Here is a 10,431-nt window from a genome sequence, read left to right as displayed (position 1 = left end):
CTACTCGGTGAGTACACTGGTTGAAGCCATTAAGCAGCCATCAGTTAAGCTGGAAGCTCAGGTGGTGTGAATGAAGTCAGAGCGCTCCTGAAAAAGAGGCGTTTTTGCAGGAGCGACTAGTTATCAAGATTTGGCTTGCAGCATGTTATCGCGCTGGTTTTGTGCCCGTGCAGCACCTATGGCACTTTCAACCGCTTTAATTTCTTCAGGTGGTGGCAGAACCGCAGGTAAACCTAAGGATGCAATCCACAATTCACGGGTAAATCCCTTGGTGTGGTAGAGGTGATGATCTTCTTCCTCACCAATTGTTTCGAAGGCAGTTTTAAGTGCTTCAGTTTCTTCACCCTGCCCATTTTCTGCCAAATGTCCGATCAACTCCCAGTTCATGTGATCCTTGGTCTCTGCAAGAACCACACATTCACCTGCTACCAGTTGTGCTGCGGTTGGATCCCCTTGTGCTTTTGCCATTTTCATTGCCGTGACCAGCGAATCACCAATGTGTGCCACCACTTTGCGACCCGGGGTTATAGTGTTCGGATCGAGATTTAATTCTTTAAATACTTTCAGTAGTACCTGCTCATGCTTGAGTGTTTGTTCGAGGTACTCTTCCCATTCGTCTGACAGATCCTCGTTTAACACACAGGTCAGTGCAGTTTCGTAGATCTTTATGCCCCCGCGTTCTGTTTCGAGTGCCTGATACAACAACTCGTGCAGTCGCTTCTTGATATAGGGTTTCTTGTTCATAAATTCCTCTTGAATGTGCGATGTTAGTTAAGGCTCACCCATCAGCCGGTGTGGCCGATGGGTTTACAAATTGTAGGAAGGAGGCACTGCTGAGTCGGTATGCTAGCGAACGGTAACTAAAACAATAGCTGCAGGCTGCATCATTGGGTTGGTGATTCACTGCTGTGAAATGGGTATCGGTGACCAGCAACTGCCTCAATAAATGCAGGTGTGATCTCAGCGATATTGGTGCTCTCTGCCAGCAGGATACCCTTGTCTTTATTCATGGTTGGTTTGATACCTGCCAGTTCCAGCAGCTTCTTCCCGGCACCCAAAGCAAGAATTGTTTTACTGTGTTTGACCTGATCTTTTATAAACTCCATGGTGTGCTCATTGTCAGTCAGTGCCTGAACTGCGTCTTTGCCATCAGGCAGCACCAGTGCATCAAACAGAAAGCCCGGAGTGTTTTCCATCGACTTGCCCGCTTCGATTTTTTCACCGGATGAACTGACAAACCTACCCACTCGTGACCCCACAAAATGTACCACTGTCCCAGCATCAACCAGCAGAGCATTAAGATTAACAAGTGAAGTTTGATCAACACCATCCTCAACCAGTACAGCAATCTGGCGTGTACGAATACCACACTCACCTGGTAGTGCAGTTAGTGACAAGGTCGGTGAAACGGTGATTTCCGGTGGTTGTGAGTTACTGCTGACTTTTGGCATGGCATCGGGAACCTCCATACCCAAACCGGCTGCAATCTTGGCGGCCAGCTCTGTTGAAACGTTGACTAATGAAGACAGCATCCGTTCACGTATGGCAACTACTTCGACCTTACTCAGCTCGAAGCGAAAGGCTGCAATAATATGGTCTTTCTCAACAGGGGTCTGACTGTCAAAAAACAGAGTGGCTTGTGCATAGTGCTCAGTAAATTTTGTCGATTTTCCTCGGACTTTGTCTTCACCCGTAGTCTCTGGGAAGGATACAAACCCGCTTGCCCCACCCTGAAAAGGACAGCCACCCGCCAAGGAATTCGGCTCGTAAGCCACACGTCCGTGATTCACCGCCTGACGATGTATACCGTCACGTTGATTGTTTTGTACCGAGGCAAGTGGTGCGTTGATGGGGATCTCGTGGAAATTTGCCCCACCAAGGCGGGTGATTTGTGTATCCACATAAGAATGGATTCGACCGGCAAGTAACGGATCGTTGGAGAAGTCGATACCGGGAATAATGTGAGCGGTACAGAAGGCCACCTGCTCAGTTTCTGAAAAAAAATTATCAGGGTTACGGTTCAGCACCATGCGTCCGACTGGTGTCAGTGGTACCAATTCTTCCGGTATCAGCTTGGTTGAGTCGAGCACATCAAAACTGAAAGCTTCTGCTTGTTCTTCGGTAAATATCTGCAACCCCAGCTCCCATTCCGGGAACTCACCCGACTCAATGGCTTCCCACAAATCCCGTCGATGAAAATCTGGATCTGCTCCCGATATTTTTACTGCCTCATCCCAGACCAGTGAGTGAGTTCCCTGTAGTGGTTTCCAGTGGAACTTACAAAATACCGATTCATTAAGGTCATTAACCAAGCGAAAGGTATGCACACCAAAACCTTGCATCATCCGATAACTGCGCGGTATACCACGATCCGACATCACCCACATCAACATATGTGTTGATTCTGGCATCAGAGAGACAAAATCCCAGAAGGTGTCATGCGCTGAGGCCGCTTGTGGCATGCCGTGATGAGGTTCCGGTTTGAGAGCGTGCACCAGATCGGGAAACTTGATTGCATCCTGAATAAAAAACACCGGTATGTTATTGCCGACCAGATCCCAATTGCCTTCATCACTATAAAACTTCACCGCAAAACCGCGCGCATCACGGGCGGTATCTTTTGAACCTCGTTCACCAGCGACAGTTGAAAAACGCACAAACACAGGTGTGATTTTACCCTTCTCTGCAAACGGCGCGGCTCGGGTGTACTCAGTCAGTGTGTCGTAGGCTTCAAAATAACCATGAGCTGCTGAACCACGGGCATGAACAACTCGCTCCGGGATGCGCTCATGGTCAAAATGGGTGATTTTTTCACGCAAAATAAAATCTTCGAGTAACGAAGGCCCGCGTAGCCCGGCTTTTAAGCTGTGCTGATTGTCACTGACCTGAACACCCTGGTTAGTTGTTAACGGTCCAGTGCTGGCATCAACCCGTGCCCGGTCTAGTGAAGTAACATCTGTGTCGGAATTATCACCTTTGTTTTTTACGTGTGACGCTGCAGTTTTTTGTTTGTTTGTAGCCATAATTTTTACCCCGCGTGGAAAGGAGAGTGGATCATCGGAACGCCTCTTGAACTGCCAACTCAATCGATTTTTACGTTGTGGGTGGGATTCGTCTGTTCGATAACAAACGTTGGTCGAGCAGCTGATCTGTGTGGCAACGCACCGATGTAACCCTCTCTATCTGCGATCCTTACTCCTTAAAGTCCAGCTATCGCACTTTTTCATTTTCCCGGCTTGGTGGTTAAGCGCACAGATGCTTGTGCTGATTCAAGTCATGCTGGAGTCTCGCGCAATACACACTGCCTTTTGTACCACTGCTGGCGGACTCGATCTCTACTGGAGAAAAACCTGATGCTGCAAAACATCCACCTGTCACCACCCGACCAATCAGTGTGTGATCACTTGATGGGCAAGTTATCAGGCCAGATGCAATGACCTACTGTGTTGGGGTAAAGCTGGATGAAGGGCTGATCTTTGCTTCGGATTCACGCACCCATGCCGGTGTTGATAACTTTGCCAGCTTCAGCAAATTGAGTCTTTTTGAGCAGGCCGGAGATCGAGTGATCATCCTGCTTAGTTCCGGAAGTCTGGCGGGCACTCAGGCAGTGATCAGTATGCTCAGACAGAACGAAACCCAACCTGAAATCGCCAGCTTGCAAAATGCTAAATCCATGTTTGACGCTGCCTTGCTGGTTTCGGATGCCATGCGGTTAGTAGACAAACGCGACGCTCAGTACCTATCCAAAAATGATGGTGGTTTTCAGTCATCGTTTATCCTGGGCGGTCAGATCAAAGGGGAGGCACCAAGGCTCTTCCGCCTTTATTCCGAAGGAAACTTTATTGAAGCAGGCGATCAGACCCCCTTCTTTCAAACCGGTGAAACCAAGTACGGCAAACCCATTATTGATTGGGCAATAACTCGCTCAACCAACCTGAATGACGCAACAAAATGTGTCCTGGTGTCTTTTGATTCCACCATGAACAGTAACTTGTCTGTTGGTATGCCCATCGATCTGATCTGCTACAAACGCGACAGTCTGGAGGTGACCATGCGCCGCCGCTTTGATTCTGGTGATCCATATTTTGATGCGCTGAGCACAGACTGGAATGCAGGAATCCGGGATGTTTTCAGTCGACTGACCAATCTGGAGTGGTAGTGTTGTTGAATAGCGCGGAAAACCTACCTAACCCAAACAACAGCCTGACACCGGCAGCGATGGCTCTGGTTATTACCTGTGAACACGGTGGCAACCGGATTCCGCGACCCTATCATCACTGGTTCCGTCACTGTCAAAAACTGCTGGAAAGTCATCGTGGTTTTGATCCCGGTGCTCTGGTCATGGCGGGGGCACTGGCTGGAGATTTTGCTGCGCCTTTGGTGACATCCACTGTAAGTCGTCTGCTGGTGGATCTGAATCGCTCCATTGGCCATCAACACCTGCATATGGAAGAAATCCGCACACTGCCGGACAAAATCAGGCAAGAGATCATTGCAGAGCATTATCAACCCTATCGTAAGGAAGCGGAGCAACAAATTGCCCAGGCGATTGCCCGGCATGGTCGAGTTACTCATATCTCTTGCCACAGTTTTACCAACAACCTTGATGGCCAGGTGCGCCACGTCGACATTGGTCTGCTTTATGATCCGGCTCGAAAAGGAGAGCGTGCCCTGTGTGCAAACTGGAAGTCTGCTCTTAAAGCCTGTGCTCCGAACCTTGATGTCCGCCGTAATTTTCCCTACGACGGCCGCAACGATGGCCTCACTACCTCACTGAGAAAACTCTACCCGCCCGATGCCTATCTGGGTATCGAGCTGGAACTGAATCAGAAAAACACCTTGCTTCCTACAGATCAATGGGCGGCCCTGCGGGCAGCCGTTATCACCTCTTTGCATACAACTCTCAGGGGCCTTCAGCCATGACAACAATCCAGAAAACCTCCACCCAGTACAGAGTCAGCACTATGAAAATTCGCCTTGGTTATGAAATGATATTCGACTGTTTCCAGGCCACCCCAATCATTCTGATGCTGAAGGTGCACCCTAGCCGCACTCAGGATCTGATTGTCCCTGATCTGGTGGTGGTTTCACCATCAGTTCCCATTACCAGCTATTACGACAGTTACGGTAACCAGTGCACACGTATACTTGCCCCCCAAGGCCTGTTGCGTGTATCAACGGATGCTGTGATTAATGACAACGGGCTGACTGATGTGGTGAACCCGGAAGCAAAACAAACCCCCGTTGAGCAACTCCCTGACGAAGCACTACTGTTTCTGCTCGGTAGCCGTTACTGCGAAATGGATCCTCTAGCGGATATTGCCTGGCAACTTTTCAGTGATCATGCCACGGGTTGGTTACGAGTCCAGGCAATCTGTGACTATGTTCATCAGCATATTGAATTTGGTTACCACCATGCATCCAGTACAAGAACGGCCAGTGATGTTTTTCAGGAGAGAAAAGGTGTGTGTCGCGACTACGCACATCTTGCCATCACACTGTGCCGCTGCATAAATATTCCCGCCCGTTATTGCACAGGTTATCTGGGTGATATGGGGATTCCGCCACCCTATGGAGAAATGGATTTTGCCGCCTGGTTTGAGGCCTACCTTGATGGTCAGTGGTACATCTTTGACCCACGCAACAACATGCCCCGCATGGGCCGTATTCTTATCGCTCGTGGCCGTGATGCTGCTGATGTTGCCATCAGCACAACATTCGGACCCAGCAACCTGACCTATTTTAAAGTGCGTACCGACGAAATTCCTGAAGTTTGCCCCAGCTCAACAAATCGAGATGCCGTGTAACCAGGGTCCGCCAAGGCTGGCAGGCTAAAGTGTGAATATCTCGTAACACCTTCCTGAGGCCGTTTGTAATGTCATTTACTGGGAGCCGAAAATCTATGTTTTGGGTTATCGGAATTACCGCACTGGTCACCAGCCTGGTGCTGGTGTTGTTGCAGAACTTCAAGTCACCTGAAAAGGTACTGGAGCGTAACGTTGAGCATCGTTATGTCATCTCTGATCCGCAGTTTAGGCGCGAAATGTCCGTCCTGCTTGGCCCGGCGATTGTTGAGGGCAACCATGTAACCGCGTTGCAAAATGGTGATGAAATTTTTCCGGCGATGTTACTGGCGATTCGCTCAGCACAAACTTCAATCACTTTTGAAACCTTTATTTACTGGTCAGGGGAGATGGGTGAAACCTTCTCAGAGGCACTTTCTGAACGTGCCCGTGCAGGTGTACCGGTTAGTGTAATTATTGACTGGGTTGGCAGTACCCGTATGGAGCATGCACCTGATGTATCTGCTTGCCATCATGGCGGCTGAGACAAGTATTGATCTGGCGGCCTCCTATTTTGTACCCGACAAACTGCTGATTGAGGCATTAATTGCTGCTCGTAAACGTGATGTTCGTGTTCGGATTCTGTTACCTGGGCCGCACATTGATGCATTTACGGTCAAAATAGCTTCCAAGATGGACTGGGGTGCGCTACTAGGCGCAGGTGCTGAGATACACATCTATCAACCAACCATGCTGCATACCAAGTTGCTGGTCATTGATACCGAGTTTGTCTCCGTGGGTTCCACCAACTTTGATATGCGTTCAATTCGACTTAATGATGAAGCCAGTTTGAACATCTACAACCGTGATTTTGCCGCCCAGATGACAGCAGTATTTGAGGATGACCTGTTGTCGGCTAAGTCCTATTCCCTTACCCGCTGGAACAAGCGTCCGTTGCGCGAAAAACTCTCCGAACTCATTTTACTGCCCATCAAATCTCAACTTTGATTCAGGCGTGGTTAAGTTAGACACCGCACTGACTCGGTCTGGAGCTTCAACTATTTTGGAGGTTCACTCTGTCTCACCATGAGTTTATGGCAAGAGGCAGAGCCCGAAAGAAATAAATATCTGGAGTAGCACATGAACAAGAATCCGATCAAGAGTAATCCTTCCAACGAAAAGGGTAAGACCAAACCCGCTGCTGACAAGAGCAAGCCCCAGCAACAAGGTGGCAAGGATGACACAGTGTTAAGTGATGTTAATAACAACGCTCGGAAGGAGAAAAAATGAATAATCCAACAGCACCACTAACAATGGATAGCCGTGCCGTTGAAGGCACCTTGCCCGGAACTGCGTTGCTGAGTGCCGCTACAGTTACCGGCAACGAAGTCTGCAACCTGCAAGATGAAAAGCTCGGAAAAATTCAGGACATTATGCTTGATCTGACTGAAGGCAAAATTCGTTACGCTGTTTTGTCTTCAGGTGGATTTTTGGGCATGGGTGACCGTCTGTTTGCCGTGCCATGGAAGGCATTAAAGCTGGACAGGGAAAATCATCGGTTTTTGCTCAACGTGGACATTGAGCGCCTGAAGAATGCACCAGGTTTTGACAAAGACCAATGGCCAGATATGGCTGACTCCACTTGGAGTTCAAAAATTGAGTCCTACTACATCCGGTAATTTGACTGCTCAGTAGGTTGAGCACATCAGTGAAAAAGAATAACGCTGGCCAATACCAGCGTTATCTTTAAGTAACAACTTTGACAGTGGAAGAAATATTCCACTCCCCCGAAAAGGAGATTGAAATGACAAGAAGTATAGTTCCTGCTCTTGTACTACTGGTTGTGGGTTTAATCCTGCTTTTCTTTGCGTATCAGTCATCTCAGAGTGTGGGTGATCAGGTGGCCGAGGCAGTCACAGGACGTTTTACTGACTCTACCATCTGGTTCCTAGTTCTTGAAGCGGCTGCTGCCGTGGCTGGTGTTGCACTGCTGTTGTTTGGTAAACCCGCAAGAAGTTAACCCAGGAATATGTAATGCCCCACGATATGGATGAAAACCCGTTGTTGTGTCCGGATAAACGACTCTTCACCGCAGGTGAGCTGCGCCTGTTTCGTTATACAGCGGTGCTCTTGTCTCTGGTTGCGCTGGTTGGATTAATCGGCATTATTGTGTGGGCATTCAGCTGGACACTGGGTGTATTCTACAACCTGCTGTTATCACTTTCCCTTGCCGGTATCCTAGCTCTGGTGCTTTACCCGGTGGTGAGGTTTCTCGAAAGACGGCTTCACCTCTCACACTTGCTGGCAGTTATTCTGGTGCTGGTGGTCTTTTTTCTGGGCGTGGGTGGTTTGATGCTGTTGCTGGTTCCCATTCTGGTCAGCCAGGGCGTACAACTTTTGACTGCCTTGCCCGATCAATTGGCAAGCTGGCAGGCACATTTTTCTTCCAGCTTTCCGGAAATCAGCTCGATGATTTCATCCAATATCGAGAGTAATGGCAAGGAGGTGACCAAATCAGTCATGCCAGACCTGGAAGGCACAGGCAGCACCATTGTTGGTTATATGGGGCTGTTGGCGGGTCTCGGTTTTGTACCCCTGTTCCTGTTTTTTGCCCTGCTCTCTGGACGTTCACTCCGGGGCAAGGTATCCAAACAACTATCAATTTTCCATGCGTCTACCCAGCAGAAAATACTCTATTTTATGGATGTTTTTGTGGGATACATCACTGCCTTCTTTCAGGGTCAACTGATCATTGCGGTGAGCATGGGTGGCTTGTATGCCATAAGTTTTATGCTGATCGGCCTGAAGTTTGGTGTGCTGATTGGCCTGGTGCTGGGGTTGTTGAATATTGTCCCTTTTCTTGGTTCGTTAATCGGCTTGATGGTGGTGTTGCCCATGGCCTATCTGCAGCCAGAGGGTGGTGTTCAGTTATTGCTACTGGCAGGACTGGTGTTTGCGGCGGTGCAACTGATTGAAAGCTGGTTATTAACACCCAAAATCATGGCCAATCGCTCGGGTTTACATCCGGCGCTGGTGATGATCTCGCTGTTTTTGTGGGGCACCATCCTGGGCGGTATTATTGGTATGGTGCTTGCTGTACCCCTGACAGCCTTTTTTGTAGCCATCTGGGGTGAAGCCAAAACCAGCCTAGAAAAAAGGCTGGATGCTCAGAATGTCAGGTCATAAAGGTTGGTATTATCTGATCCAGCCTCGACTGATACGGCGGAAAGTATCTGTTCCTGCCTTTTCCAGCCACTCAAAAGCAACCATTTCTCTGCTGACTACCTGAGCGCCAAACTGCTTAAGACGCTCCAGTGCCAGTTCTTTGTCACGCTGGTAACGTGAACCGATTGCTTCATCCACCAAATAAACTTCATAACCCTGCTCCAGCAATTCTGACGCAGTCTGGAAGCAACAAACATGGGCTTCTGTCCCTGTTAACACAATTTGCTGGCGATCCAGGTCAGCCAAGTGATTTTTGATGCTTTCTTCCTTTAAGGCGCTGAAATGCATTTTCTGCAGGACTTCTTCACTTCGAAGGCGCTCCATAATCGGGGCTACGGTAGCACCCAGACCGGCAGGATATTGCTCAGTTGCTCGAATAGGGACACCCAACTCTCTGGCAACTTCGAGCAACCAGCAGTTATTGTTGATGATTTGTGATGCCTGATGAATGTGGGGTGCAAGTTTACTCTGCACATCGATCACTAACAGAAGGCTTCGAGAGGCTTGTAGTAACATGTAAAACTCCCATTAAAAGGTATTTGTTGTTAGACTTGTGTCTAATGAGGCAGGAGTGCACTGTGTCAACTTTCACCTTAACTCAAGCAGCGCACTCATTCCAGCGGCCTTGTATGAACAATAAACAATACCGGAGGTTTTATCTGTGGCACGTTTCCTTGCATTGAGTATGAGTTGTCTCTTCGTTTTTGCTCTTGGCATCAGTGAGGCAGATGCTCGGCGGATGGGTGGTGGAGCTTCTTCCGGGACCTTCTCTCGTCAGGCATCTCCTCCACCAGCACAAACAGCGCCACGCCAAGCTGCCCAGCCACAACGTCAGCAACAGCCTGCAGCTGCCAGCAGAGGTTTTGGTGGTATGTTGATGGGTCTGGCTGCCGGTGGCTTGCTGGCTGCCTTGTTTATGGGTGGTGCGTTTGAAGGCCTGCAGATGTTCGACATTATTCTGATGCTGTTGATTGGTGGTGGACTGATTATGTTTTTGCGCAGCCGCGCAACGCGTCAGGTGCCTGCTGAGGTTGCTGCCAGTGGTTATCAGCGGCAGAACGCCAACTATGAATCTGTTTCAACTTCTGAGCCTGTAGCCGAAGTTGCAGACACTGACTCAACACCGGATGGCATACGTTTTGGTGCTCCCGATTGGTTTGATGAAGAAGGCTTTTTGCAGCGCGCTCGTACACACTTTCTTGAGTTGCAGGCTGCGTGGGATGCCAATGATTTATCAGGTATCCAAGAGTATGTAACACCGCAGCTGTACAAATTCCTGTGTGAAGAGCGCAGTCGTCAGCCTGCAGTTGTTAAAACTGAAGTGCGCAAGCTGGCAGCCGAAGTGACCAATATCCAACAGATTGACCAATCAGTTGAGCTGGCGGTGATGTTCCATGGTGTGATCAGTGAGAGTGGATCACAA

At 49.1% G+C, this 10,431-nt stretch carries 13 protein-coding genes; 10 read left to right on the top strand and 3 right to left on the bottom strand.

All coding sequences use genetic code 11. The features are described from left to right. Positions 1-123: 123 nt before the first annotated feature. Positions 124-744, bottom strand: coding sequence for a hypothetical protein (locus IBX50_RS13700; RefSeq protein ID WP_292256716.1), 621 nt, complete (start codon positions 742-744; stop codon positions 124-126). Between the two features lie 140 nt (positions 745-884). Beyond that, entirely contained in the window at positions 885-3,023 is a 2,139-nt protein-coding gene (locus IBX50_RS13695; RefSeq protein ID WP_292256714.1) for a catalase, read from the bottom strand. 410 nt (positions 3,024-3,433) lie between these two features. Between IBX50_RS13695 and IBX50_RS13690 the strand changes: the two genes are divergently transcribed. The 9 genes from IBX50_RS13690 (at position 3,434) to IBX50_RS13650 (ending at position 8,969) form a co-directional block, all read left to right on the top strand. Then, entirely contained in the window at positions 3,434-4,159 is a 726-nt protein-coding gene (locus IBX50_RS13690; protein ID WP_292256712.1) for a peptidase, read from the top strand. Further along, positions 4,159-4,923, top strand: coding sequence for an N-formylglutamate amidohydrolase (locus IBX50_RS13685; protein ID WP_292256709.1), 765 nt, complete (start codon positions 4,159-4,161; stop codon positions 4,921-4,923). The genes IBX50_RS13690 and IBX50_RS13685 overlap by 1 nt, the downstream gene beginning before the upstream one ends. Further along, on the top strand, positions 4,920-5,807 hold the full coding sequence (locus IBX50_RS13680; RefSeq protein WP_292256707.1) for a transglutaminase family protein: 888 nt from the start codon (positions 4,920-4,922) through the stop codon (positions 5,805-5,807). Before IBX50_RS13685 ends, IBX50_RS13680 begins: the two co-directional genes overlap by 4 nt. A gap of 95 nt (positions 5,808-5,902) precedes the next feature. Further along, the gene (locus tag IBX50_RS13675; RefSeq protein ID WP_292256706.1) at positions 5,903-6,328 is read left to right on the top strand and encodes a hypothetical protein; all 426 of its coding nucleotides are present in this window, start codon (positions 5,903-5,905) and stop codon (positions 6,326-6,328) included. Next, positions 6,300-6,791, top strand: coding sequence for a phospholipase D-like domain-containing protein (locus tag IBX50_RS13670; protein WP_292256705.1), 492 nt, complete (start codon positions 6,300-6,302; stop codon positions 6,789-6,791). The genes IBX50_RS13675 and IBX50_RS13670 overlap by 29 nt, the downstream gene beginning before the upstream one ends. Before the next feature lie 132 nt (positions 6,792-6,923). After that, positions 6,924-7,073: a hypothetical protein gene (locus IBX50_RS13665; RefSeq protein ID WP_292256703.1), complete on the top strand. Its 150-nt coding sequence runs from the start codon at positions 6,924-6,926 to the stop codon at positions 7,071-7,073. Continuing rightward, the gene (locus IBX50_RS13660; protein WP_292256701.1) at positions 7,070-7,462 is read left to right on the top strand and encodes a PRC-barrel domain-containing protein; all 393 of its coding nucleotides are present in this window, start codon (positions 7,070-7,072) and stop codon (positions 7,460-7,462) included. Before IBX50_RS13665 ends, IBX50_RS13660 begins: the two co-directional genes overlap by 4 nt. 125 nt (positions 7,463-7,587) lie before the next feature. Next, the gene (locus tag IBX50_RS13655; RefSeq protein WP_292256699.1) at positions 7,588-7,803 is read left to right on the top strand and encodes a DUF3185 family protein; all 216 of its coding nucleotides are present in this window, start codon (positions 7,588-7,590) and stop codon (positions 7,801-7,803) included. A 14-nt stretch (positions 7,804-7,817) separates the two neighbouring features. Next, positions 7,818-8,969 (top strand): AI-2E family transporter, encoded by a 1,152-nt coding sequence (locus IBX50_RS13650; protein WP_292256697.1) that lies wholly within the window; start codon positions 7,818-7,820, stop codon positions 8,967-8,969. 9 nt (positions 8,970-8,978) lie between these two features. Here the strand turns inward: IBX50_RS13650 and IBX50_RS13645 are convergent, their stop codons facing one another. Next, positions 8,979-9,524: a hydrolase gene (locus IBX50_RS13645; RefSeq protein WP_292256695.1), complete on the bottom strand. Its 546-nt coding sequence runs from the start codon at positions 9,522-9,524 to the stop codon at positions 8,979-8,981. A 145-nt stretch (positions 9,525-9,669) separates the two neighbouring features. On the opposite strand from IBX50_RS13645, the gene IBX50_RS13640 reads away from it, so the two are divergent. After that, positions 9,670-10,431 (top strand): TIM44-like domain-containing protein (locus tag IBX50_RS13640; RefSeq protein WP_292256693.1); only part of this gene is annotated, 762 nt, incomplete at its 3' end.

Source organism: Marinospirillum sp. (assembly GCF_014859565.1).
This window is presented reverse-complemented; position numbering and strand designations above follow the sequence as displayed.